Raw genomic sequence first — 24,327 nt, 5'->3', positions numbered from 1 at the left:
GCTGCACCTCAGCTCAGCCGCTCGATGACCATCGCCATGCCCTGGCCGCCGCCCACGCACATGGTCTCCAGGCCGAACTGCTTGTCGTGGAACTGCAGGCTGTTGATCAGCGTGCCGGTGATCCGGGCGCCGGTCATGCCGAAGGGGTGGCCGACGGCGATGGCGCCGCCGTTGACGTTGACCTTCTCCAGCGGCAGGCCGAGGTCGCGGTAGGACGGGATCACCTGGGCGGCGAACGCCTCGTTGATCTCGGCCAGGTCGATGTCGTCGATCGTCAGCCCGGCCCGCTTCAGCGCCTGCTTGCTCGCCTCCACCGGTCCGTACCCCATGATCTCGGGGGAGAGGGCGGAGACGCCGGTCGAGACGATCCGGGCCAGCGGGGTCAGGCCCAGCTCGCGCGCCTTGGTGTCGGACATGATCACGAGCGCGGCGGCGCCGTCGTTGAGCGGGCAGCAGTTGCCCGCGGTGACCAGGCCGTCCGGGCGGAACACCGGCTTCAGGCCCTGCACGCCCTCCATGGTGACGCCCGCGCGCGGGCCGTCGTCCTTGGCGACGACCGTGCCGTCCGGGGTGGTGACCGGGGTGATCTCGCGCTCCCAGAAGCCGTTCTTGAGGGCTTCCTCGGCGAGGTTCTGCGAGCGGACACCGAACTCGTCCATGTCCTGGCGGGTGACGCCCTTGAACCGGGCCAGGTTCTCCGCGGTCTGCCCCATCGCGATGTACGCGTCCGGGACCAGGCCGTCCTCGCGGGGGTCGTGCCAGTCGGTGCCCGCCTGCTCGGCGCGGGCCGCAGTACGGGCCTCGGCCTCGGCGAACAGCGGGTTGTGCGTGTCCGGCAGGCTGTCGGAGTTGCCCTTCGCGAAGCGGGACACCATCTCGACACCGGCCGAGATGAAGACGTCGCCCTCGCCGGCCTTGATGGCGTGCAGCGCCATCCGGCTGGTCTGCAGCGAGGACGAGCAGTAGCGGGTGATCGTGCAGCCCGGGAGGTGGTCCATGCCCATCTGCACGGCGATGATCCGGCCCAGGTTGTTGCCCTGCTCGCCGCCCGGCAGACCGCAGCCGAGCATCAGGTCGTCGATGTCCTTCGGGTCCAGCTCGGGCACCTTCGCCAGCGCGGTCCGGATGATCGTGGCGGTCAGGTCGTCCGCGCGCAGGTCCTTCAGCGAACCCTTGAAGGCCCGGCCGATGGGGGAACGGGCGGCAGAGACGATCACGGCTTCGGGCATCACGCGGCTCCATGAGGGCTGGAAGGCGGGTTCTGACAGGTGCTGACTTGGAAGTTACCTGTACGTAAGGGCTGGGTCACCGGGGAGTGCATGTGATGCCGACCTCTTTTCTAAGCGACCGCTCAGTCGATCAATTGGCCGGGAGATTGCGCGGTTCTCCGCACGCTCTCCCGTCCTTCTTTCCGTCCGTTCCCCCGTCCGTCTCCCCACCCGTTCCCCTACCCGTCTCCCCACCCGTTTCCCCGTCTGTCGCCCCTGTTGTGGCGTGCGGGGCCTCCTCGGCGCCCCTCGCGGCTTCCGCCTTCTCGATGGCCTCGTCGCGCGGCTCCGGCTCGGGATGGGGGTCCGTGGCCGCGGGCAGGCGCCGCCGCCTGCGCTGCTTGAGGAGTGCCCAGGGCGCCCGCGCCCCCGTGACCTCCGTACCGGCCTCCTTGGCCGCCTGGGAGGCCGCCTCGGCCACCGGCAGCATGTCCCCGCGCCGGGCCCCGTCCAGCCGCTCGGACTCCGGCCACAGCCCCAGCGCCGCGCAGAGCGTGGGCAGCACCGCCATCGCCGCCGTGGCGTAGCCCTCCGCCGACGGGTGGTAGTTGTCCGGCCCGAACAGCTCCCGGGGATTCGCCTCGAACTCCGGCCCGAGCAGGTCGCCCAGCGACACCGTGCGCCCGCCCTGCTCCACCGAACCGATCGTCTGGGCCGCCGCCAGCTGCCGGCTCACCCGCCGGGCCAGCCAGCGCAGCGGCTGGTAGACCGGCTCGATCGTGCCCAGGTCGGGGCAGGTGCCGACCACGACCTCCGCACCCGCGGTGCGCAGTCTGCGCACCGCGGTGGTCAGACAGCGCACCGACTGGGTGGCCGGGATCCGGTGCGTGACGTCGTTCGCGCCGATCATGATCACGCACACGTCGGGCGTACGGGAGGTGTCGGCGAGCAGCAGCGAGACCTGTCGTTCCAGATCGTCCGACCGGGCGCCCGGCTGGGCGACGTTGCGCAGATCCACCGGTCGTTCGGAGACTGCCGCGAGCCCCGACGCGAGCAGCGCGCCCGGTGTCTGTCCGGCCCGGCGCACCCCCTGTCCGGCCGCCGTCGAGTCGCCCAGCAACCCCAGTTGCAGCGGCTCCGCGGGTCCGGCGAACGCCACCCCGTACCGCCCGTCGGCGCTCGGCGGGACCGGTGCGATGCCACCGCCCACCTGCCGTTTCGCCAGCTGGACCTCCGCCAGCAGGACGCCCACCGCCGCCGCACCGAGCAATCCGATGCTGCCGCCGCCGTAGGCCGCGCCCGCCGCGATCCGCCGTGCCACCCTTGCTCTTGACACAGTCCGGTCCACCTCCTCGTCGCCGTACCGCCGTACATAGAGCTAACTGCCCCGCGGTGGCCGTCGCTCAATCGCTTCGCCCAATCCCGTGCCCGTGCGCATACCCTTGCCGCACCATCACGGAGACCCCGGAGTACACGGTGCAATTCCACGATTCGATGATCAGTCTCGTAGGCAATACCCCGCTGGTGAGGCTGCGCAGTGTGACGGCCGGCATTCAGGCGACGGTCCTGGCCAAGGTCGAGTACTTCAACCCCGGCGGTTCGGTCAAGGACCGCATCGCCCTGCGCATGATCGAGGCCGCCGAGCAGAGCGGCGAGCTGAAGCCGGGCGGCACCATCGTCGAGCCGACCAGTGGCAACACTGGCGTCGGCCTGGCGATCGTCGCCCAGCAGAAGGGGTACAAGTGCATCTTCGTCTGCCCGGACAAGGTGTCCACGGACAAGATCAATGTGCTGCGCGCCTACGGCGCCGAGGTCGTCGTCTGCCCGACGGCCGTTGACCCCGAGCATCCCGACTCCTACTACAACGTCTCCGACCGGCTGGTCCGGGAGACGCCGGGAGCCTGGAAGCCCGACCAGTACTCGAACCCCAACAACCCGCGCTCGCACTACGAGACCACCGGTCCCGAGCTGTGGGAGCAGACGGACGGGAAGATCACCCATTTCGTCGCGGGCGTCGGCACGGGCGGCACGATCAGTGGCACCGGCCGCTACCTGAAGGAGATCAGCGGCGGCTCGGTGAAGGTGGTCGGCGCCGACCCGGAGGGCTCGGTCTACTCCGGCGGCTCCGGGCGCCCCTACCTCGTCGAGGGCGTCGGCGAGGACTTCTGGCCGAGCGCCTACGACCGCACGGTCACGGACGAGATCGTCCCCGTGTCCGACAAGGACTCCTTCCAGATGACCCGCCGCCTCGCCAAGGAGGAGGGCCTGCTGGTCGGCGGCTCCTGCGGGATGGCGGTGGTCGCCGCCCTGGAGGTCGCGAAGCGCCTGGGACCGGACGACGTGGTCGTCGTCCTGCTGCCGGACAGCGGACGCGGATACCTCAGTAAAATTTTCAACGACGAGTGGATGGCCGACTACGGCTTCCTGGAGGACTCCGGCCCCTCCGCGCGCGTCGCGGACGTGCTGGACCACAAGGAGGGCCCGATCCCGACGCTCGTCCACATGCACCCCGAGGAGACCGTCGGCGAGGCGATCGACGTGCTGCGCGAGTACGGCGTCTCGCAGATGCCGATCGTGAAGCCGGGGGCCGGACACCCGGACGTGATGGCCGCCGAGGTCGTCGGGTCCGTGGTGGAACGGGAGCTGCTCAACGCGCTGTTCGCCCAGCGCGCCTCGCTCTCCGACCCGCTGGAGAAGCACATGTCGCCGCCGCTGCCGCAGGTCGGCTCCGGCGAACCGGTCGAGGACCTGATGGCGGTGCTCGGCGGCACGAACACGGCGGACGCGGCGATCGTGCTGGTGGAGGGCAAGCCGAAGGGCGTGGTCAGCCGCCAGGACCTGCTGGCGTTCCTCGCCAAGGACGCGTCGGCCGGCAAGGCGTAGGGCGCGTCCGAGTGCCCCCGGAGCCCGGCCCCTCGGGGCCGGGTCTGCGGGAGCGGCTCTCGTGGGAACGGTCCTCGGGGCCACGGCTTCGCGAGAACGGTACGAGCGCGACACGTGCGCGCAGCACCGGCTTAACACGAGTCCGGCAGAGTGACGGGTGTCGACGGGGGAGACCCGTCGGCACCCGATACGGCGACACCGGACTACGGAGCGGCTCCCGGACCTCCACCGTCGCCAGGACGCGGCGCACCGGTACCGACCCGGGCCGCGTCCCTCGCGGGGACCGCCGTCGTCCCGCCCCCCGGCAGGCCGGGGGTGCGGCGGTCCCCGCGACACACCCGTGCGCGGGGACGGGGCGGCCGGTCGCCCGCCGTCGGGGTACGGCCCGCCCCGCCGGGCGAGGTGACGCCGACTCAGTCCTCCCAGCCCGAGGCCGGGCGCCCGGACCGGTGGTGGAGGAACGGCCAACTTCGGGCGGCGTGCACCGCGTTGACCGCGACGATCCCCAGCCAGGCGACGATCAGACCGCCGGTGCGGGCCGTCTCCGCGCCGATCGCCGAGAGCGGGACGGCCAGGACCAGCGAGACGATCGCGAAGCCGTAGCGCTCGGCGAAACCGCCCAGGGGATGCGGCGGTTGCCCGCCCCTGGCGAGGTTCACCCGCTGCTCGGCGAGATGGCGCCGGACACGGCGGTCGAGCGTGCTGTCGAGCCGGTGCTCGACCTTCTCCAGGAAGGACTCGACGAGCGCGGACTCGTACTCCGAACCCAGCTCTTTACGGGTTTGCAGGGCTGCGTCGAGCTCGCTTCCGAGCTCGGAGTCTCCGGCTTTCATGCCCCTCACGCTAGGAGCCGACGGCCGCACGCGCAGTGGGGCTGTCCCCCCTCTTTTCCGGGGGAACGCCTCACGGAGGGAGCCGACGGGAAACCTGGAAAGTCGTCCGTAACATCCGCCATCGCCGGTGCGTGTACCTGATGAGAACAGTGCCTGGGCGGTGTACAGCTCCCGGGTGATGACAGTTCCTGGGCGATGACAGTTCCCGGGTGAGGAACGGACGGAGGACGATGCTGAGGGGGGCCGAGGATTTCGACGCGTTCTACACGGCCACGGCCAAGCGGCTGGTCGCCACCGTCTACGCGACGACCGGCGATCTGGCGGAGGCGGAGGACGCGGTGCAGGAGGCGTACGTACGGGCGTGGCAGCGCTGGGACCGCCTGGTGCGCGAGGGCGACCCGCTCCCATGGGTGCGGACGGTGGCGGTCCGGCTGGCGATCAGTACTTGGCGCAGGACGCGCAACCGGGTCCGCGCGCACTTCCGGCACGGTCCGCCCGCGGACGTGCCCGGTCTCTCGGCGGACCGGGTGGCGCTGCTGGCCGCGCTCGGCGAGCTGAACGCCGAGCAACGCCGGGCCGTGGTCCTGCACCATCTGCTGGACCTGCCGGTGGAAGAGGTGGCGCGTGAGACGGGAGTGTCGAACGGTGCGGTACGGACCCGGCTCCACCGGGCCCGCAAGGTGCTCGGCGAGCGGCTGGCCGATCCCCTTGTCACCGCCGGGAGAGTGGGGAGCGCCGACCATGGCTGAGGTCGAGGAGCTGCTGGACGGTGCCGTGGTGCGGCTCCCCGCCGCCGAGGAGATCCGGCGGCGGGGGCAGCGGCGTCGGGCTCGCCGCAGAGCGGGTGCGGCGGCACTGTGCACGGCCGCGCTGATGGCCGCCGGGGCGTGGGCCCTGCTGCCGGGCGGCACGGACGGGCCGGACCGGCCGGACGGGCGGGGCACCGTGGCCATCGCGCCGGACAACCCGTTCCGCGAGAACGGTGTGGTGACCCTGCCCGCGAAGGAGGTGCCGCTGGACGACGTGTGGCACTGGAAGGGGAACGAGGGGCGGCCCGTCGACTCCGACGCCCGCGGCGACCTCCTGAACCGGGCGGGAATCGGCATGTTCTGCCAGAGGGCGTTCCCGGGTACGCCCTCGGGGACGGACCCGGTCGACCGGATCGGCTACACCGCGGAGTACCGGGGCGTGCGCAAGGCCGTGGCCCGGCGGTGCCTCGTCGAGTACGGCGACGAGGCCACGGCCCGGGACGAGTTGAGGACGGTGCTCGCCGGACTGGACGCGGACGGCCTGAGCCGTACGGAGGGCGCATCGCAGGACGTACGGGAAGGCGCGGCGGCCCCGGAGACGGTCACCGCCTGGTCCGGGAAGGTGTCGGGCGGCCATACGCTGCGGGTCTTCACACAGCGCTGGAAGTCCTGGGTCTCGGTCGTCGAGGTCCTGGACGGTGACTCCTGAGCATCGGGTTCCGGGGCCGGGCCGGGGTTCCTGGTCCGGGTTCCGGTGGCCCGGCTGCATATGGACATGCAGATGCCATGCTGGCTGAATGGATTTGTCGGCGCCGGATCATGGTGCGCCGGATCGACCGAGGGGACAGCATGAGCGGGAGCGGCCCGGCCGCGCGGTTGCAGCAGCTCTTCGAAGGGCGCCGGCTCACACCCACCCAGCGCCGCATCGCGCACTCGATGGTGCGCAGGGCCGGGGACGTGCCGTTCCTGTCGAGCGTGGAGCTGGCCGAACTCGCCGGGGTCAGCCAGCCGTCCGTCACCCGGTTCGCCGTGGCGCTCGGCTTCGACGGCTACCCGGCGCTCCGCAAGCACCTGCGGGAGGTCGCTCCCGCCGAATCCGCGTCGGGGGACGGGGACGACGCGCACAACGAGTACCAGCAGGCGGTGCTCGGCGAGATCGAGAATCTGCGGCACCTGGCCGAACTGCTCGCCGACCCGGGACCCGTCGAGCGCGCGGGCAGACTACTGGCGGCCTCGCGCCCGCTGCCGGTGCTCGGGCTGCGGGCCGCCTCCTCGCAGGCGCGCGGCTTCGGGTACTTCGCGGCCAAGGTCCACCCCGACGTCCGGGTGCTCGACGAGGGCGGCAGCATGCTGCGCGACCGGATCGACGCCGTCCGGCGCGCGGGCGCCACCGCGCTGATCTGTTTCGCGCTGCCCCGGCACCCGAAGGAGGTCGTGGACGCCCTTGCGTACGCGCAGGAACAGGGACTGACCGTCGTATCGGTCGCGGACTCCGCCTTCGCGCCCGTCGCCGGACACAGCGACCTGCTGATCCCGGCCGCCGTCGGCACCGGGCTCGCCTTCGACACCGCGTGCGCGCCCATGCTGCTGGGCCGGGTACTGCTGGAGGCGATGTGCGACGCCCTGCCCGACGCGCAGGCGCGGCTGGAGGAGTTCGACGCGCGAGCGGCGGCACGGGGCCTGTTCGTCGAGTGACGGCCGCGGCGCCTTTGCCGTCGTCCGTCGCCCCGCGCCGCCCCCTGGGCTCGGTGTCGCCCCGGGGTTCCGCGTCGCCCCGGGGTTCCGCGTCGCCCTGGCGTTCGGCGCCGTTGTTCGCCGCTCCGTCGTCTTCCGGGTCGGGCACCCCGGCATTCCGCGTCGGCCGCTCCGGCGTTTCTCAGACACCGCTCATCTGCGGCCACTACCCTCCGGCCCCGACAAGCCCGACAGGAGGTCGGGGGACGCCGTGGAGAGACGAGGTACGGACGTGGGGCGCGGAGCGCAGTCGTTGGCGAGAGTGGCCGTGATCGTACGGGCCGGAGCCGCACCGCTGTGGTGGTCCGGGCTGCTCGCGGCGGCGATCGGCACACTGGTGCCGGGGGTCACCGGGCGCCGGATCGGGCTGCTGGCCGGGGCGGCGCTGTTCCTGATCACCGCCGCCGTGGTGGCGCTGGTGCGCGGCCGTCGGTACGCGGAGCTGGCCGGGGGCGCCACCCGTGCCGCACGGTCCGACTTCCTCCAGGACCGGGCCGTGACCGTACGCAACTGGCGGCGCGGGCACCGGTGGTGGCTGCTCGGGGCATTCCTGGCCGCCGTCGCCTGCGCGTTCCTGCTGCCCGGAGCCGGCGGGCTGGTGCTGGCCGGGGCCGGGGCCGGGCTCTGGATCAAGGCCGTCCGGATCGGCCGTCGCGAGCAGCGGGACGACGTCCTGTACTGGGTGCGGACCGACCGGGCGGAGCGCGGCCGGCCCGCGGGCAGACAGGTCGAGGAGTACCGGACCACCGGACCGATGGCGGGGGACGCCGCGTTCGGCGGGGCACCGCGCCGGAGCTGAGCCCCGGAGCCGAGCCCCGTCGTTCCCGGTCCGAGGGCGGGCCCGGGGCGGTCCGGGGGCGGGTCTCGGACACGGGCTCCGGGCGGTACCGGCGCGGGGCTGTTGACTACGAGTATTCAGACCTTCAGGATGTGAATAGGAGACTTACAGAAGCGAGGAGGCACCGCCATGTCAGGACCCCGCCCCGTACGGGCACCGCGCGGTACGGAACTGAGCGCCCTGGGATGGCAGCAGGAAGCCGCCCTGCGCATGCTGCAGAACAACCTCGACCCCGAGGTCGCCGAACACCCCGACAAGCTCGTCGTCTACGGCGGCACCGGGAAGGCGGCCCGCGACTGGCGCTCCTTCGACGCGATGGTGCGCACCCTGCGGACGCTCAAGCAGGACGAGACGATGCTCGTGCAGTCCGGGCGCCCGGTCGGCGTCATGCAGACGCACGAGTGGGCGCCGCGGGTACTGATCGCCAACTCCAACCTGGTGGGCGACTGGGCGAACTGGGAGGAGTTCCGCCGCCTGGAGGCGCTCGGGCTCACCATGTACGGCCAGATGACCGCCGGTTCGTGGATCTACATCGGCACCCAGGGCATCCTCCAGGGCACGTACGAGACGTTCGCCGCCGTCGCCGCGAAGAAGTTCAACGGGACGCTGGCCGGGACGATCACCCTGACCGCCGGACTCGGCGGCATGGGCGGCGCCCAGCCGCTCGCCGTGACCATGAACGACGGCGTCGCGATCTGCATCGACTGCGACCCGCGCGCCATCGAGCGCCGGATCGAGCACCGCTACCTGGATGTGCGCGCCGACTCCCTGGAGCACGCGCTCCAGCTCGCCGTCGAGGCCCGGGACGCCCGCAGGCCGCTCTCCATCGGCCTGCTGGGCAACGCAGCGGAGCTGCTGCCGCGGATGCTCGCCGAGGGCGCCCCGATCGACATCGTCACCGACCAGACCAGCGCGCACGACCCGCTGTCGTACCTCCCGCTCGGGGTCGACTTCGACGACATGGCCTCGTACGCCGCCGAGAAGCCCGCCGACTTCACCCAGCGCGCGCGGGAGTCGATGGCCAGGCACGTCGAGGCGATGGTCGGCTTCATGGACGCCGGGGCCGAGGTCTTCGACTACGGCAACTCGATCCGCGGCGAGGCCCGCCTCGCGGGCTACGACCGGGCCTTCGACTTCCCCGGCTTCGTGCCCGCCTACATCCGGCCGCTGTTCTGCGAGGGCAAGGGCCCGTTCCGCTGGGCCGCGCTGTCCGGCGAGGCGTCCGACATCCACAAGACCGACAAGGCGATCCTCGACCTCTTCCCGGAGAACGAGTCGCTGCACCGCTGGATCAGGATGGCCGGCGAACGCGTCCACTTCCAGGGCCTGCCCGCCCGGATCTGCTGGCTCGGCTACGGCGAACGCGACCGGGCCGGCGAGCGCTTCAACGACATGGTGGCGAGCGGCGAACTGGCCGCCCCGCTGGCCATCGGACGCGACCACCTGGACTGCGGCTCCGTGGCCTCCCCGTACCGGGAGACCGAGGCCATGCTCGACGGGTCCGACGCGATCGCCGACTGGCCGCTGCTGAACGCCATGGTCAACGTGGCGTCCGGGGCCTCCTGGGTCTCCCTCCACCACGGCGGCGGCGTCGGCATGGGCCGATCCATCCACGCCGGACAGGTGACCGTCGCCGACGGCACGAAGCTCGCGGGCGAGAAGATCCGCCGGGTCCTCACCAACGACCCGGGCATGGGCGTCATCCGGCACGTCGACGCCGGGTACGACATCGCGGAGTCGGTGGCCGTCGACAAGGGCGTGCGGGTGCCGATGAAGGAGGACGGCCAGTGAGCCTGCCGCCCGGCAGCGGCACGGGCACCGGGGCCGGCACGGGTGCCGGCCCCCGGCCCGGGGCCGGTGCGCCGTCGTTCCAGGACATGTGGCGGGAACTGCTGCCGGTCGGCCGGAACCGGGACAGCGGCGGCTACCGCCGCTACGCCTGGACCGGGGCCGACGCCGACTGCCGCGCCTGGTTCCGGGCGCAGGCCGAGACGCGCGGGCTCGCCTACGAGGAGGACCGGAACGGCAACCAGTGGGCCTGGCTCGGCGACCCCCTGGCCGGGGACGCCGTCGTCGCCGGATCGCACCTCGACTCCGTGCCCGACGGCGGCGCCTTCGACGGACCGCTCGGGGTGGTCTCCTCCTTCGCCGCGCTCGACGAACTCCGCCGCAGGGGAGTGGAGTTCACCCGGCCGCTGGCCATCAGCAACTTCGGCGACGAGGAAGGGGCCCGGTTCGGCCTCGCCTGCGTGGGCTCCCGGCTCGCCGCCGGACAGCTGACCGTGGAGGCGGCCCACCGGCTCCGCGACGGCGACGGCATCACCCTGCCGCAGGCCATGGAAGCGGCCGGACACGACCCCGACACCATCGGCCCGGACCCCGAACGGCTCGCCCGCATCGGGGCGTTCGTCGAACTCCACGTCGAGCAGGGACGTGCCCTCGACCTCACCGGCGACCCGGTCGGCATCGCCTCCGCGATCTGGCCGCACGGGCGCTGGAGGTTCGACTTCCGCGGCGAGGCCAACCACGCGGGCACCACCCGTCTCGCCGACCGGCGCGACCCCATGCTCACGTACGCCGAGACCGTGCTGGCCGCCCGCCGCGAGGCGGAACTCGCCGGTGCCGTCGCCACGTTCGGCAAGGTCTCCGTCGAACCGAACGGTGTCAACGCCATCCCCTCCCTCGTCCGGGGCTGGCTCGACTCCCGCGCCGCCGACCAGGACGCCCTCGACACGGTGGTCACCGGCATCGAGCGGGCCGCCAGGGAACACGCCGAGCGGGCCGGGATCGACCTCGACGTCGTACGGGAGTCCTTCACGCCCGTCGTCGAGTTCGAGCACGCCCTGCGCGACGAACTCGGCAGGATCCTCAAGGGCCGCAGCGGTGACGGCCGGGCGGTCCCCGTCCTCGGAACCGGCGCCGGACACGACGCGGGTATTTTGTCCGCTTCGGTCCCCACCGCCATGCTGTTCGTACGGAACCCCACCGGCGTCTCGCACTCGCCGGCCGAACACGCGGCCGAGGACGACTGCGTGGCCGGAGTGGTCGCACTCGCCGACGTACTGGAAGGTCTCGCGTGCAGCTGACAACGGAACCGACGGGCCGGCCCGTCACCGTGACGTACTGGTTGTCCCACGCCTGGCTCGGCACCCATGTCGAGCCGGGCGTCGCCCTGGACGTCTCCGAGGGGCTGATCGTGGGCGTCCGCACCGGCGTCGCCACTCCGCCGCCGGGCGCCACCGTGCTGCGCGGGCTCACCGTCCCCGGGCTCGCCAACACCCACTCGCACGCCTTCCACCGGGCCCTGCGCTCCACCGTCCAGGTCGGCTCCGGCACCTTCTGGACCTGGCGCGAGACCATGTACCAGGTCGCCTCCCGGCTCACCCCCGACTCGTACTACGACCTCGCCCGTGCCGTGTACGCCGAAATGGCGCTGGCCGGCATCACCGCGGTCGGCGAATTCCACTATCTGCACCACGCGCCGGGCGGCACCCCGTACGACAACCCGAACGCCATGGGCGAGGCCCTGATCGCGGCGGCGGGCGAGGCGGGCATCCGGATCACCCTGCTGGACACCGCCTACCTCTCCGCCGGATTCGGCGAGCGCGCCGGCCGGTACCAGCCGCCCGGCCGGCACCAGCTGCGCTTCTCCGACACCACCGCGGACGCCTGGGCCGAACGCGCCTCGCTCCTCAAGGGCGGCGACCACGCCCTGATCGGCGCGGCCGTCCACTCCGTGCGCGCCGTGCCCGCCGAGCAGCTCGCCACCGTGGCCGCCTGGGCCGAGGAGCGGCAGGCCCCGCTCCACGTCCACCTCTCCGAGCAGACCGCCGAGAACGACGCCTGCCTCGTCGCCCACGGGCGCACGCCCACCCGGCTCCTCGCCGACCACGGCGTCCTCGGCCCCCGCACCACCGGCATCCACAACACCCACCTCACCGGCGAGGACATCGCACTGCTCGGCTCCTCGTCGACCGGCACCTGCATGTGCCCCACCACGGAACGCGACCTCGCCGACGGAATCGGCCCGGCCGTCGCCCTCCAGGAAGCGGGCTCGCCGCTCTCCCTGGGCAGCGACAGCCACGCCGTGATCGACCTCTTCGAAGAGGCGCGCGCGATGGAGCTCGACGAGCGCCTGCGCACCCGGACCCGGGGCCACTGGACGGCGGCGGCCCTGCTGCGCGCCGCGACCGTCGACGGCCACGCCGCGCTCGGCCGGCCCGAGGCGGGCATCATCGAACCCGGCGCCCCCGCCGACCTGGCGACCGTCGCCCTGGACTCCGTCAGAACAGCGGGACCGGCACCCCGGCTCGCCGCCGAAGCGGTCGTATTCGCCGCCTCCGCGGCCGATGTGCGGCACACGGTCGTGGCGGGCCGGCACATCGTCCGCGACGGGCGGCACACGCTCGTCGAAGACGTCCCCGCGGCGCTCGCCTCGGCCATCGCGGCCCTGCACAGCTGAGAGCCCGGCGGGCGGCCTCCGATCGGGCGGCCACCCGCCGGACCCCGACATCCGCCCCCCGCAAGGAGAGCAACCACCCGATGACGACGACCGCCATCACCAACATCGCGAGCCTGGTCACCAACGACCCCTCCCTCCGAGCGGATTCCCCCCTGGGCCTGGTCCGGGACGCGGCCGTCGTCATCGAGGGCGACCGGGTCGTCTGGGCCGGTGAATCAAGCAAAGCACCCGCCACTGACAACGCCGTCGACGCGGGCGGCCGGGCGGCGATCCCCGGCTTCGTCGACTCCCACTCCCACCTCGTGTTCGCGGGCGACCGCACCGAGGAGTTCAACGCCCGGATGTCCGGCCGCGCCTACAGCGCGGGCGGCATCAGGACCACGGTCGCCGCCACCCGCGCCGCCACCGACGACGAACTCTCCGCCAACGTCGCCCGCTACCTCGCCGAGGCGCTGCGCCAGGGCACCACCACCGTCGAGACCAAGTCCGGCTACGGCCTCACCGTCGAGGACGAGGCGCGCGCCCTGCGCATCGCCGCCCGGCACACCGAGGAGGTCACCTACCTCGGCGCCCACATCGTCTCCCCGGACTACGCCGACGACCCGGCCGGCTACGTCGATCTCGTCACCGGGGCGATGCTCGACGCCTGTGCCCCGTACGCCCGTTGGGTCGACGTGTTCTGCGAGCGCGGCGCCTTCGACGGCGACCAGGCCCGTGCCGTCCTCACGGCGGGCCGGGCCAGGGGCCTGCACCCCCGCGTCCACGCCAACCAGCTCGGCCACGGCCCCGGCGTCCAGCTCGCCGTCGAACTCGACGCCGCGTCCGCCGACCACTGCACCCACCTCACCGACGCCGACGTCGACGCCCTGGCCCAGGGGAACACCGTCGCCACCCTGCTCCCCGGCGCCGAGTTCTCCACCCGCGCCGCCTGGCCCGACGCCCGTCGCATCCTCGACGCGGGCGCCACCGTCGCGCTCTCGACGGACTGCAATCCGGGCTCGTCGTTCACGTCCTCGATGCCCTTCTGCATCGCCCTCGCCGTACGCGACATGGGGATGACGCCGGACGAGGCCCTCTGGTCCGCCACCGCGGGCGGCGCGGCGGCCCTGCGGCGCACGGACATCGGCCGCATCGGCCCCGGGGCACGCGCCGACCTGGTTCTCCTCGACGCGCCCAGCCATGTCCACCTCGCCTACCGGCCGGGAGTTCCGCTGGTCCACGCGGTCTGGCGGCGGGGCGAGCGCGTCGTCTGAGAGCGGCCCCGGCCACCGGAGGCCCGATCGCCGAGGCATCCGGCCGCCGGAGGCCCGGACACGTGGAAGGACCCGCCCCGGCAAAACGAATTGCCGGGGCGGGTCCTTCCACGAGGGCCCGGAGAGCCGTGCGGACGCGGCGTCGCGGGGGAGGAGCGACGCGCCCGCTCACTCCTCCAGCGTCAGCCCCTTGCGGAGCTTGACCAATGTGCGGGTGAGCAGGCGTGACACGTGCATCTGGGAGATGCCCAGCTCCTCGCCGATCTCCGACTGCGTCATGTTGGCGACGAACCGGAGCGAGAGGATCGTCCGGTCGCGCCGTGGCAGCGAGGCGATCAGCGGTTTCAGGGACTCGACGTACTCGATGCCTTCGAGTCCGTGGTCCTCGTAGCCGATGCGGTCCGCCAGCGCGCCCTCGTGCTCGTCCTCCTCGGGCTTGGCGTCCAGCGAACTCGCGGTGTACGCGTTGCTGGCGGCCATGCCCTCGACGACCTCGTCGTCGGTGATGCCGAGGCGGTCGGCGAGCTCGCCCACGGTGGGCGAGCGGTCCAGTTGCTGGGCGAGCTCGTCGCCCGCCTTGGCCAGGTCGAGCCGCAGCTCCTGCAGACGGCGCGGGACGCGCACGGACCAGCTGGTGTCGCGGAAGAAGCGCTTTATCTCGCCGATGATGGTCGGCATCGCGAACGTGGGGAACTCCACGCCCCGGCTGAGCTCGAACCGGTCGATCGCCTTGATCAGGCCGATCGTGCCGACCTGGATGATGTCCTCCATCGGCTCGCTGCGGGAGCGGAACCGGGCGGCGGCGAACTTGACCAGGGCCAGGTTCAGTTCGACGAGCGTGTTGCGGACGTACGAGTATTCGTGGGTGCCCTCTTCGAGGGATGCGAGCCGGGCGAAGAGCGTCTTCGACAGTGCCCTGGCGTCCAGCGGCCCCACTTCGTCGTAGGGCGGGATCTCGGGAAGTCCTTCGAGGCCGTCGCCGTGGTCGTCGGCGACGGTGCGGCTGCCGGTGTCGTCGGGACGACCGGAGCTGCCGGTGGCGGTGCCGGTGGTGTCGACGGCGGTGCCGGTGGTGCTGATGTTGTTGCTGTTGCGCGTGCCGTCTTCGGCGTTCGCGGCGGGGAAGTCTGAGGGGGTCAGTCCCTGAGGACCTGCTGACGTCGCGTCGGGGGTACGCGGTCCGTCGAGCCGGGGTGACATGGTCTCCTCCATCGTTCTCGGCATATGGCTGCCGATGCCCATACGTGTTCCTGCGGTGAAGCGGCGCCTCCGAAGCCGGCCGTGTTTTTTTTGGGGTCCCCCTACCCTTACCCGCTCCGGACAGGCAGTTACAAGCGCCAATTGATGCTATATGTCCGGTTTGTTGAGGTCTTCGGGTATCGCGTGGCGCACAGAGCGCGTACTGTTTCAAGAACGTCAGAGGCAGCACATACGGATCTGCGCATGCAAAGGCGCAGCCAGTGACGAACGACGAAGAGGGACGGGCATGGACCGCGGGACGGTCGGCAGTGCGAACCGGGGGCGACTTCAGGTCGAGGCCCGGACCGAGGGACGCAGCGAGGTCGTGACGCCGGTGGGTGAGCTGGATCACCACACGGCGGACCTGTTGCGAGAACCCCTGGAGCACGCGGTCGAGCAGGGGCGGGTGCGCCTGGTGGTCGACTGCTCGCGCCTCGAATTCTGTGATTCCACCGGGCTCAATGTGCTGCTCGGTGCCCGCCTCAAGGCGGAAGCGGCCGGGGGAGGGGTCCATTTGGCCGGAATGCTGCCAGTGGTGGCGAGGGTCTTCGAAATCACCGGGGCCGAGGCGGTCTTCACCGTCCACGACTCCCTCGAAGCGGCCCTGGACGTGTGACCGCGACACGCGTCGCGACCCGGGTGTCCCATCCGTCGCCCGTGTCACGATCTGTTGCCCGTGTCACGTGATCCGCGTGGACGAAGTGGGTGTTGTCACGATTCGGCCGGGCAGAAGACATCCGGCGGCGCCACGGGTGACCCGCGCGCTCCACATCCGTACCTGTATCTGTACCTGCGACTGCGACTGTCACATTGTTTCGATGGCGACATGGTGAATCGGTGAGGTGAAACGCTGATGAGCACCACCCGGCAGCATCCGCCGGGCGACCTCGGCCGCGAGCCGGAGGACGTCGGCGTGGACGCACACCCGGACGCGGGCGCCGGTGCCGCCTCCTCCGAATCGGCCGAGCGGCAGTGGCGCACCCTGGCGTTGCGCGGCGTCAGCGGCATCGTGCCGACGGCCCGCGACTTCGCCCGCCAGGCGCTTCACGAATGGGGCTGGCTCCCCGCGACGAGCGCCGACGGCCGGGCCGCCGCCGAGGACGTCCTGCTGGTCGTCTCCGAACTGGTCACCAACGCCTGCCTGCACGCGGACGGTCCCGAGGAGATGCGCATCGCCTGCGCGGCGAAGGTACTGCGGGTGGAGGTCGTCGACTCGGGCGCGGGACAGCCCGCGCCGCGCACCCCGCACCGGGCGGGCCGGCCCGGCGGTCACGGCATGTTCATCGTCCAGCGGCTCTGTCTGGACTGGGGCGTCCTCCGGGTGCCCGGCCGGGCCGGGAAAACGGTCTGGGCGGAGCTGGCCGCCCCCGCGTAGAGCGCCACCCGTACTTCCCGCACCCCCAGGAGCGCGCCGGATCGGCGCGCTCTTTGTCTTCCCTCCTCAAGGTGCCGGGCGTACCTTGAGCGCCGATCTGATGTGTCGTCAGTAACTTGCGCCGGTACGGGACGGCGTGCCGCGACTCCGGGCGACTTTCGGTGACTTCCGGCGACTTCCGGCATGAGGGGAACTCAGAGGTGTCCTACCAGAAGCGAACAGCTATTGCGCTGGCGTCCGCGCTGGCGGGCACGGTGGTGCTGATGGCCGCCCCCGCCGCCCACGCCACGGTCGTGGACGTCGACTACAAGTGCAAAACCCCGATCGGCGACAAGAGCGCCGTGTCGCCCATCGACATCAAGAGCGTCAGGAGCGGCAGCGGTTACCGGCTCACGATGTCCTTCCAGAAGGGCGTCTCGTCCAGCCCCGTCGAACTGGGCAAGGGCGCGATGAATCCCAGCGCGGTGATCGAGGTGGGCGGTGCCGATCCGGGCCGGGTCCAGGTCTCCGGCCCGCCGAACTCCGCGGCCATACCCGCCAACACCCCCATCAAGATCAGCGACCTGTCGGGCACGTACACGCCGAAGAAGAGCGGCAAGGTCGACTTCACCGCCGGTGTGCTCACCATCAAGGCCCTGGGCACGACCACCACCTGCACCCCCGCCAACAACCCCGGCCCCTCGCTCCGGCTCGACGTGACGGCCGCCGGGGGCGGGAGCGGCACGGCGGCCGGCGGAGGCGGGAACGACGACCCGTCCGGCGGCCAGTTGCCGAAGACCGGTCCGCTCGACTCGGCCGTGGCGCTCGGCACGCTCGGCGGCACGGTGCTGCTGACCGGCGCAGCCGGGGTGCTGTGGCTGACCAGGCGGGGACAGGGGGCGGTGGGCCGCTGAGGGCCGTCCCGCCGGCCCGGCACCGCAGTCCGGGCGGACGCAACCGATACGCCCGCGTCCGGGCGGACGCAACCAGTACACCCGCGTCCGGGCAGCCGCGACCGGTACGTCCGTGCTCGGCACGCGACCGGTACGCCTGTGCCCGGCCCACGACCCAGCCGCCGCCGTCACGCACCAGGGAGCAGGGAGCCGCCCATGCCGCCGCCGACCGGTCACGCCGTCCGACTCGCCCTCGCCGTACTGCTGTGCGTCCTCGTCACGACCCCGGCGATGGCCGCCGCTCCCCGGGCGCCGTCACCCGCGGGCGACGCGTCGTGGACGGCGCGGCCCGCCGGGAGCGGCTCTGGAGGGGAGGGCGGCAGACCGTACTTCTACCTGGAGGGGCCGCCCGGCAGCGTCCTGCAGGACCGGCTCTCCGTCACCAACCCCGGCCCGTCCCCGGTCACCGTGCGACTGCGCGGCACGGACGGGCCCGATGCGACGGGCGCATCCGAGCCGGGCCCGAGAGCCACGCCCGGCGCGAGGGCCGACGACCTTCGTACGGGCGGCGGCAACGGGAAGCGCCCCGCCGGCGGCGGCACCGGTTTCGGGGCCTGGCTGCGCACCGCCGCCCCGGAGGTGACCGTGCCCGCCCGCACCCGCGCCGACGTGCCGTTCACCGTCACGGTGCCGGCCGGGGCGGTGCCGGGCGACCGCTCCGGCGCGATCGTCGTACGCGGCGGCGACCGCTCGGTGGAGGTGCGCGTCCGGCTGCGGATCGGCGGGCCGGCCGTGGCCGCGCTCACCGTCGAGGACGTCACCGTGTCCGGCCGGGCCATCCACTACACGCTGGTCAACCGGGGCAACACGGTCCTCGCCCCGAAAGTCGCCGTCCGGGCCGACGGGCTGTTCGGGACGTTGCTGCGGCGCGAGGCGCGCGCCCTGCCGATGCGGCTGCCGCCCGGCCGCCGCCTTGAGCTCACCGAGCCGTGGCGGGACACCCCCGCGCTGGACTCGGCGACCGTCCGGCTGCGCGTCACCGCGGCGGGCGGCGCGCACGGCGAGGCGACCGCCCGCGCGGCCTTCGTGCCGTGGGCGCCGCTGACCGGCGGCGCACTGCTCCTCCTGGCCGCCGTCGCCACCGGCGCGTACGCGTACCGGCATCGGCATCCACGCGGCCGGACGGCGGACGAGGAACGGACGGCGAATGAGGAACGGACGGCGAATGAGGAGCGGGCGACGGGGGAGGGCCGGGCGACGGGGGAGGAGCGGGCGACGGATGACGACCGGTCCGGGCGGGCCCCGCAGGACCAACAGCACTCCGGGACAAGGCATTCGGTGAAGACGGGAGTGGAATCGTGACTGGACAGGCCGGGTCGGCGGCACTCCGAAGGGGCGGTCGGCGACGGACCGCGGCGCTGCTCGTCGTACTGCTGCCCGTTCTGCTGCCCGCCCTCCTGCTGCTCCCCGCGACCGGGGCCGAAGCGAGGACGGCGGCCGTGGTCACGAGGGCGGCGGACGCGAAGCCCCTGGTCACGAGGGCGGCGGACGCGAAGCCCGTGGTCACCCTCTCCGCACGGCAGGCGGGCAAGGGCGGCGAGATCACTGTGAAGGGCCGCGGCTGGCGCCCGAACGCGTTGCTGATGATGCTGATCTGCGGCCGGTCCACGCCGGACCGCGGGGTGGTCGGCGGCACCAACTCCTGCGCCAACGCCGACGGCCGGGCCGTCACCACCGATGCCGGGGGCGGGTTCCGCAAGAAGCTGCCGGTCGCCGAACCGCCCGTGCCCTGTCCCTGCGTGGTGCACGTCGCCACCGTCACCGGCGAACGGGCCGATGCAGACGCCGTGTTCGTCGTCGCGGGCCATCCGACCGCCCCGCTGCCGAAGGAGGGCACAGGCGGCAGGCTCGCGGTGCTCGCCACCGCGCGGCTGGAGGGCGACAGCGGAATCCTCACCTGGTTCGGGGCCCCGCCCGCCCGGCGTCTGGTCCTCACCGTGGGCAACCTCGGCTCCGCCCCGGTACGGGATCCGGTCTTCGAGATCGGCACCGCGCACGGCCTCTTCGCGCCGCAGTGGGAGGAACGGCAGTGGCGCGGCACCGTCGCCTCCGGCCGCAAGGCACGGATCGAGCTGCCGGTGGAGCTGGCCGCGGGCGCCCACGGCGACTACCAGATCTCGCTCAGGTACGGCGGCAAGGTGCTGGTCGAGCAGCCGTGGGGGGTGGGCCGCCCCTGGGGGGTCACGCTCTTCTGGGTGCTGCTGTGCCTGGTCGTGCCCGCCGCCGTGTTCCGCATCGGCATGGCGGTCGTCGACAAGGTACGGCCCCGCTCCCCGCACGTCCCGGCCCGCACCCCGGCCCGCGCCGGGCGCCGCCGCCCGCGTCCGGCCGCCGCGACCACGAAGCGCCGCACGCCGGGTGCCACCACGAGCCCCCCGGCCGGGTCCGCCGACGACCCGGCCGCCACCACGGCCGCGCTGCCGTGGTTCACCCCGGATTCCGCACCGTCAGGGAACAGACCGACGACGAAGGGACAGACGTGAGTACGCAACGGAGGACGGTCGCGGCGGGAGTCGCGATGATGCTCGGCGGGGCGGGCCTGCTGCTGGCCGCGACCCCGGCCGAGGCCGCCGACATCTCGTACAGCACCGAGTGCATACCCCCGCCCATCTCCGGGCTGCCGCCCGTGCAGGGCACCACCGTGGTGCAGCTGACCGCGCCCGCCGAGGCCAAGGTCGGGGACACCGTCGAGGTGGTGTGGAAGACGGTCCGGGCCGCTTCCAAGAACCCCGACATGCTCGACCTGGACAAGGACACGGTCAAGCCGACCGGCACGATCAAGGTGGGCGGCGCGGCCACGGGCACCCTGCGGATGGAAGGACCGCGGCAGAACCCGCCGATCCCGAAGAACAGCGACATGGTGCTGTCCGACATGAAGGGCACGCTGAAGCTGGAGAAGGCCGGTGAGATCACGCTGACGCCGGACGCGTACGACATCAACGTCTCCAAGCCGATCTCCACGGACACCAAGTGCAGCCCGAAGGCGGCCGTGCAGCCGGGCGCGACCATCAAGGTCACCGAGGGCGGCGGCTCGACGACCACGGGCGGCACCAGCTCCGGCACCACCAGCGGCACGACGAGTGGTACGACGGGCGGCACCAGCTCCGGTTCCACCACCGGTTCCACCACCGCGGGCGGTACGACCTCCGGGACCACCGGCTCCGGCGGCACCACCTCGGCCTCCGGCTCCACCACGTCCGGCACCACGTCCGGCTCCGGCGGGGGCGACGGGCAGACCGACTTCCCGGGCAAGGAGGTCTCCGCCCACTTCACCTGCACGTCCCCCGGCCCGGCCGACATCGCCTCCAAGGTGACGATCGACGCCAAGAAGAGCGGCGGCAGCTACGCGCTCACGGTCAAGACGGCCAAGGGCGTGATGGACAGCCCGGCCGCCCTGCCGGCCGGTGCGCTCAAACCGTCCATGGACGTCACCCTGGGCGGCGCCGACAAGGGCTCGGTGAAGGTCACCGGACCCGCCAACACCGAACCGCTGGAGCAGGGCAAGCCCGTCGACCTGCCCGACATGACCGGCACCTACAAGCCGGGCGCGTCCGGCAAGTCCACGCTCAGCCCCGGCACCCTGACGATCGACGTCACCCTGGGTGCCTCGAAGATCAGCATCCCCTGCAAGATCAAGGGCGCGGTGAGCCCGTCGCTGGAGCTCGACACCACCGCCCAGGAGGGCGGCGCGTCCGGCTCCGCCACCTCGGGCTCCGCCGGGGCCACCGGCTCCGCGTCCGGCTCCGCGACCTCCGGTGGCGGACTGGCCGACACCGGGGCCGGGGACCACGGCACCCTGCGCGCCCTCGGTCTGGTCGCGGGTACGGCGATCCTGCTCGGCGGTGCCGTGTTCACCTTCACCCCCTGGCGCAGGCTGCGCGGCACCGCCTGAGCCGTACCCGTACCCGTACTCGTACGGAAGCCCCGGGGCCGCCGCACCGTACCGACGGCGCGGCGGCCCCGGAACGCACCGTGCCCGCGCCCTCCGGAGAACCGGAGGGCGCGGGCACGGGCGTACGACGCGGGGTCAGGACATCAGCGCATCAGCGCACGTCGCCCATGAGCTGGGTGACCTTCTTGCGGTACATCCAGATCGCGAACGCCGCGACGACCGCGAGGGCCGCCTCCAGGGCCACGATCCCCGTCCTGTTCAGGTCGAGACCCGCCAGCGACAGCAGGCTGGTGGTGCAGTCGCCCGCGGTGACGGCGAGGAACCAGACACCCATCATCTGGCTGCCGTACTTCGCCGGAGCCATCTTCGTGGTGACCGACAGGCCGACCGGGGAGAGGCAGAGCTCACCGACGGTCTGCAGGAAGTAGATCGACACCAGCCACATCGGGCTGACCTTGTCGCCGTCCGACGCGATGGTCAGCGGCAGCATGAAGACGAAGAAGGAGACACCGACGAGGAAGAGGCCCGAGCCGAACTTGACGACCGTGCTCGGCTCCTTGCCGCGCCGGTTCAGCGCCAGCCAGATCCAGGCGACGACCGGGGCCAGCGCCATGATGAAGACCGGGTTGATCGTCTGGTACCAGGAGGTCGGGAAGTTCAGGCCCAGCAGGCTGTTGGTGGTGGAGGACTCACCGAACAACGACAGGGTGGAGCCGCCCTGGTCGTAGATCATCCAGAACACGGCGGCGGCGACGAAGAACCAGATGTAGCCGGACATCTTCGACTGCTCGGTCTTCGACAGGTCGCGGTCGCGCTTGATCCGGGTCAGCACCGCGATCGGGATGATCAGACCGGCGACGGTGATCGGGACGAGCGCCCAGTTCAGCGTGTAGACGCCGGTGGCGACGAGCACGCCGTAGAAGACGGCGGCGACGATCAGCCAGATCAGGCCCTTGCGCAGGGTGGAGCGACGCTCCTCGGCCGACAGCGGCTTCGGGACGACACTGCTGCGCTCGCTGAGGTGCCGGGTGCCGATGAGGAACTGGGCCAGGCCCAGCGCCATGCCGACCGCCGCGAGGGCGAAGCCGAGGTGCCAGTTCACCTTCTCGCCGACGGTGCCGATGACCAGCGGCGCGGCGAAGGCACCGAGGTTGATGCCCATGTAGAAGACGGTGAAGCCACCGTCGCGGCGCGGGTCCTCCGGACCGTCGTAGAGGTGGCCGACCATCGTCGAGATGTTGGCCTTCAGCAGACCCGAACCGAGCGCGACGAGCGCCAGACCGGCGAAGAAGGTGCCGGAACCGGGCAGCGCGAGCGTCAGGTGGCCCAGCATGATGACCGAGGCCGAGACGGTGACCGTCCTGCGAGGACCCCAGACCCGGTCGCCGAACCATCCGCCGGGCATGGCGAGCAGGTACACCATCGCCAGGTAGATGGAGTAGATCGAGGTGGCCGTGGCCGCGTTCATGTGCAGGCCGGAGCCGGAGACCAGATAGAGCGGGAGCAGGGCCCGCATGCCGTAGAAGCTGAAGCGCTCCCACATCTCGGTCATGAAGAGAGTGGCCAGGCCGCGGGGGTGGCCGAAGAAGGTCTTCTCGGATCCAGAAGTACTGGCCGGGTCCTTCGTCAGGCTGGACGCCATGGTCGATCCTTGTGTGCTCGGGACGCGACGCCTTGTGAGCGTGGTGCGCCCGGTGGGGGGAGGCCGACACCGGCACGGACACGCCCCGCCCCCCGACGCCCCGGGGGAGATGTCGTCCCGACCGCCGTACTCGTCGAGGAGCCGGCGGAGGCGACGGGGGCCGACCGTGCCGGGATCCACGCCCGGTGCGCAGCTTCGCGTTCCGGGCCCGGCCACAGGTCATTCACTGACATTCGCGACTGGCGGGTACCAGCCGACAAACAAAAGAGACCCTCGGCGCTAAAAGCTGCCCAAGGGTCCTTGAGTGGTGCAACAGGCGTCGAGCAACCATACGACATGACAGTGCCGGAAATGAACGGACTTGAGAGATGGATCACAGGTTTCGGTGGAACCGTGCCCGCGCATTCGAAGGTTTCTCTCCCCTTATTCCGCAGACCCGCAGGGCTTTTGGACCACCTCCCGGCATCCGCCCCGCGCGGACTACCATCACTGCATGACCCGTGTACTGCTCGCCGAGGACGACGCGTCCATCTCGGAGCCGCTGGCCCGCGCACTGCGTCGGGAGGGTTACGAGGTCGAGGTCCGCGAGGACGGTCCGACCGCGCTCGACGCCGGCCTCCAGGGCTCGATCGATCTGGTCGTGCTCGACCTGGGCCTGCCCGGGATGGACGGGCTCGAAGTGGCCCGCAGACTCCGTGCCGAAGGCCACACCGTCCCGATCCTGGTGCTGACCGCCCGCGCCGACGAGGTGGACACCGTCGTCGGCCTGGACGCGGGTGCCGACGACTACGTCACCAAGCCCTTCCGCCTGGCCGAACTCCTCGCCCGCGTCCGGGCCCTGCTGCGCCGCGGCGCCACCGAACCCGCCCCGCAGCCCGCGACGCACGGCGTCAGGATCGACGTCGAGTCGCACCGGGCCTGGATGGGCGACGAGGAACTCCAGCTCACCGCGAAGGAGTTCGACCTGCTCCGGGTCCTGGTGCGCGACGCGGGCCGGGTCGTCACCCGCGACCAGCTGATGCGCGAGGTCTGGGACACCACCTGGTGGTCGTCGACCAAGACCCTCGACATGCACATCTCCTGGCTCCGCAAGAAGCTCGGCGACGACGCCGCCAACCCGCGGTACATCGCGACCGTGCGGGGCGTCGGCTTCCGCTTCGAGAAGAGCTGACGCCTCCGAGAGGAGCTGACGCCTCCGAGGAGAGCAGGCGTCTTTGAGGGGAGCTGACGCCACTGCGTCCGGGGGGACAGAGGAAGAGCCGGTGCCACGGCGCGAGCCGGAGGACC

The 24,327-nt window shown here is 72.2% G+C and carries 20 protein-coding genes and 1 pseudogene; 16 read left to right on the top strand and 5 right to left on the bottom strand.

What is annotated here, in order from left to right:
* Positions 1–8: 8 nt before the first annotated feature.
* Together ACWCXX_RS18855 and ACWCXX_RS18850 are read right to left on the bottom strand one after the other, a co-directional pair.
* Positions 9–1,229: an acetyl-CoA C-acetyltransferase gene (locus ACWCXX_RS18855; protein WP_451128544.1), complete on the bottom strand. Its 1,221-nt coding sequence runs from the start codon at positions 1,227–1,229 to the stop codon at positions 9–11.
* 322 nt (positions 1,230–1,551) lie between these two features.
* Positions 1,552–2,529 (bottom strand): annotated as a pseudogene (locus ACWCXX_RS18850) (SGNH/GDSL hydrolase family protein); the annotation flags it as partial.
* Between the two features lie 155 nt (positions 2,530–2,684).
* Between ACWCXX_RS18850 and ACWCXX_RS18845 the strand changes: the two are divergent.
* Positions 2,685–4,091 (top strand): cystathionine beta-synthase, encoded by a 1,407-nt coding sequence (locus ACWCXX_RS18845; protein ID WP_451128542.1) that lies wholly within the window; start codon positions 2,685–2,687, stop codon positions 4,089–4,091.
* 413 nt (positions 4,092–4,504) lie between these two features.
* Here the strand turns inward: ACWCXX_RS18845 and ACWCXX_RS18840 are convergent, their stop codons facing one another.
* Positions 4,505–4,924: a hypothetical protein gene (locus ACWCXX_RS18840; protein WP_451128540.1), complete on the bottom strand. Its 420-nt coding sequence runs from the start codon at positions 4,922–4,924 to the stop codon at positions 4,505–4,507.
* A 230-nt stretch (positions 4,925–5,154) separates the two neighbouring features.
* Here ACWCXX_RS18840 and ACWCXX_RS18835 point away from each other — a divergent pair, with 230 nt between their 5' ends.
* The 8 genes from ACWCXX_RS18835 (at position 5,155) to hutI (ending at position 13,960) form a co-directional block, all read left to right on the top strand.
* Entirely contained in the window at positions 5,155–5,673 is a 519-nt protein-coding gene (locus ACWCXX_RS18835) for a SigE family RNA polymerase sigma factor (protein ID WP_451128538.1), read from the top strand.
* Positions 5,666–6,382, top strand: coding sequence for a hypothetical protein (locus tag ACWCXX_RS18830; protein ID WP_451128536.1), 717 nt, complete (start codon positions 5,666–5,668; stop codon positions 6,380–6,382). Before ACWCXX_RS18835 ends, ACWCXX_RS18830 begins: the two co-directional genes overlap by 8 nt.
* Positions 6,383–6,522: 140 nt before the next feature.
* Entirely contained in the window at positions 6,523–7,368 is an 846-nt protein-coding gene (locus ACWCXX_RS18825) for a MurR/RpiR family transcriptional regulator (RefSeq protein ID WP_451128534.1), read from the top strand.
* A 271-nt stretch (positions 7,369–7,639) separates the two neighbouring features.
* Positions 7,640–8,206, top strand: coding sequence for a hypothetical protein (locus tag ACWCXX_RS18820; RefSeq protein WP_451128532.1), 567 nt, complete (start codon positions 7,640–7,642; stop codon positions 8,204–8,206).
* Positions 8,207–8,374: 168 nt separating this feature from the next.
* Positions 8,375–10,036, top strand: coding sequence for a urocanate hydratase (hutU, locus tag ACWCXX_RS18815; RefSeq protein WP_451128530.1), 1,662 nt, complete (start codon positions 8,375–8,377; stop codon positions 10,034–10,036).
* 2 nt (positions 10,037–10,038) lie between these two features.
* Entirely contained in the window at positions 10,039–11,331 is a 1,293-nt protein-coding gene (locus tag ACWCXX_RS18810; RefSeq protein ID WP_451128664.1) for an allantoate amidohydrolase, read from the top strand.
* The gene (locus ACWCXX_RS18805; protein WP_451128526.1) at positions 11,322–12,707 is read left to right on the top strand and encodes a formimidoylglutamate deiminase; all 1,386 of its coding nucleotides are present in this window, start codon (positions 11,322–11,324) and stop codon (positions 12,705–12,707) included. Before ACWCXX_RS18810 ends, ACWCXX_RS18805 begins: the two co-directional genes overlap by 10 nt.
* 80 nt (positions 12,708–12,787) lie before the next feature.
* The gene (gene hutI, locus ACWCXX_RS18800; RefSeq protein ID WP_451128524.1) at positions 12,788–13,960 is read left to right on the top strand and encodes an imidazolonepropionase; all 1,173 of its coding nucleotides are present in this window, start codon (positions 12,788–12,790) and stop codon (positions 13,958–13,960) included.
* A gap of 168 nt (positions 13,961–14,128) precedes the next feature.
* Here hutI and ACWCXX_RS18795 read toward each other — a convergent pair whose 3' ends face one another.
* On the bottom strand, positions 14,129–15,160 hold the full coding sequence (locus tag ACWCXX_RS18795) for an RNA polymerase sigma factor SigF (protein ID WP_451128662.1): 1,032 nt from the start codon (positions 15,158–15,160) through the stop codon (positions 14,129–14,131).
* Between the two features lie 286 nt (positions 15,161–15,446).
* Between ACWCXX_RS18795 and ACWCXX_RS18790 the strand changes: the two genes are divergently transcribed.
* The 6 genes from ACWCXX_RS18790 to ACWCXX_RS18765 all read left to right on the top strand — a co-directional run bounded on the left by ACWCXX_RS18790 (position 15,447) and on the right by ACWCXX_RS18765 (position 21,398).
* Complete coding sequence (locus ACWCXX_RS18790; protein WP_451128522.1) at positions 15,447–15,815, top strand: STAS domain-containing protein; 369 nt, start codon at positions 15,447–15,449, stop codon at positions 15,813–15,815.
* 237 nt (positions 15,816–16,052) lie between these two features.
* Positions 16,053–16,574: an ATP-binding protein gene (locus ACWCXX_RS18785; RefSeq protein WP_451128520.1), complete on the top strand. Its 522-nt coding sequence runs from the start codon at positions 16,053–16,055 to the stop codon at positions 16,572–16,574.
* 200 nt (positions 16,575–16,774) lie between these two features.
* Positions 16,775–17,467 (top strand): peptidase, encoded by a 693-nt coding sequence (locus ACWCXX_RS18780; protein WP_451128518.1) that lies wholly within the window; start codon positions 16,775–16,777, stop codon positions 17,465–17,467.
* A 195-nt stretch (positions 17,468–17,662) separates the two neighbouring features.
* Positions 17,663–18,808, top strand: coding sequence for a COG1470 family protein (locus tag ACWCXX_RS18775; protein ID WP_451128516.1), 1,146 nt, complete (start codon positions 17,663–17,665; stop codon positions 18,806–18,808).
* Entirely contained in the window at positions 18,805–19,989 is a 1,185-nt protein-coding gene (locus ACWCXX_RS18770) for a hypothetical protein (protein WP_451128514.1), read from the top strand. The genes ACWCXX_RS18775 and ACWCXX_RS18770 overlap by 4 nt, the downstream gene beginning before the upstream one ends.
* 38 nt (positions 19,990–20,027) lie before the next feature.
* Positions 20,028–21,398: a hypothetical protein gene (locus ACWCXX_RS18765; protein WP_451128660.1), complete on the top strand. Its 1,371-nt coding sequence runs from the start codon at positions 20,028–20,030 to the stop codon at positions 21,396–21,398.
* Between the two features lie 151 nt (positions 21,399–21,549).
* Here ACWCXX_RS18765 and ACWCXX_RS18760 read toward each other — a convergent pair whose 3' ends face one another.
* Entirely contained in the window at positions 21,550–23,040 is a 1,491-nt protein-coding gene (locus ACWCXX_RS18760; RefSeq protein ID WP_451128512.1) for a peptide MFS transporter, read from the bottom strand.
* A 493-nt stretch (positions 23,041–23,533) separates the two neighbouring features.
* On the opposite strand from ACWCXX_RS18760, the gene ACWCXX_RS18755 reads away from it, so the two are divergent.
* Positions 23,534–24,211, top strand: a complete 678-nt coding sequence (locus ACWCXX_RS18755) for a response regulator transcription factor (RefSeq protein ID WP_148838303.1) — start codon at positions 23,534–23,536, stop codon at positions 24,209–24,211.
* Positions 24,212–24,327: the final 116 nt, after the last annotated feature.

The sequence above is a fragment of the Streptomyces sp. NPDC001732 genome, assembly GCF_053596315.1.
The sequence above is the reverse complement of the archived record's forward strand: the minus strand, read 5'-3'. Positions and strand labels throughout refer to the sequence as shown.

Coding starts and splice junctions, on each gene's coding strand:
- hutU (WP_451128530.1), top strand. CDS start 8,375: ATGTCAGGACCCCGCCCCGTACGGGCACCGCGCGGTACGGAACTGAGC.
- ACWCXX_RS18760 (WP_451128512.1), bottom strand. CDS start 23,040: ATGGCGTCCAGCCTGACGAAGGACCCGGCCAGTACTTCTGGATCCGAG.
- ACWCXX_RS18790 (WP_451128522.1), top strand. CDS start 15,447: ATGGACCGCGGGACGGTCGGCAGTGCGAACCGGGGGCGACTTCAGGTC.
- ACWCXX_RS18755 (WP_148838303.1), top strand. CDS start 23,534: ATGACCCGTGTACTGCTCGCCGAGGACGACGCGTCCATCTCGGAGCCG.
- ACWCXX_RS18835 (WP_451128538.1), top strand. CDS start 5,155: ATGCTGAGGGGGGCCGAGGATTTCGACGCGTTCTACACGGCCACGGCC.
- hutI (WP_451128524.1), top strand. CDS start 12,788: ATGACGACGACCGCCATCACCAACATCGCGAGCCTGGTCACCAACGAC.
- ACWCXX_RS18785 (WP_451128520.1), top strand. CDS start 16,053: ATGAGCACCACCCGGCAGCATCCGCCGGGCGACCTCGGCCGCGAGCCG.
- ACWCXX_RS18775 (WP_451128516.1), top strand. CDS start 17,663: ATGCCGCCGCCGACCGGTCACGCCGTCCGACTCGCCCTCGCCGTACTG.
- ACWCXX_RS18765 (WP_451128660.1), top strand. CDS start 20,028: ATGCTCGGCGGGGCGGGCCTGCTGCTGGCCGCGACCCCGGCCGAGGCC.
- ACWCXX_RS18830 (WP_451128536.1), top strand. CDS start 5,666: ATGGCTGAGGTCGAGGAGCTGCTGGACGGTGCCGTGGTGCGGCTCCCC.
- ACWCXX_RS18825 (WP_451128534.1), top strand. CDS start 6,523: ATGAGCGGGAGCGGCCCGGCCGCGCGGTTGCAGCAGCTCTTCGAAGGG.
- ACWCXX_RS18840 (WP_451128540.1), bottom strand. CDS start 4,924: ATGAAAGCCGGAGACTCCGAGCTCGGAAGCGAGCTCGACGCAGCCCTG.
- ACWCXX_RS18855 (WP_451128544.1), bottom strand. CDS start 1,229: ATGCCCGAAGCCGTGATCGTCTCTGCCGCCCGTTCCCCCATCGGCCGG.
- ACWCXX_RS18795 (WP_451128662.1), bottom strand. CDS start 15,160: ATGTCACCCCGGCTCGACGGACCGCGTACCCCCGACGCGACGTCAGCA.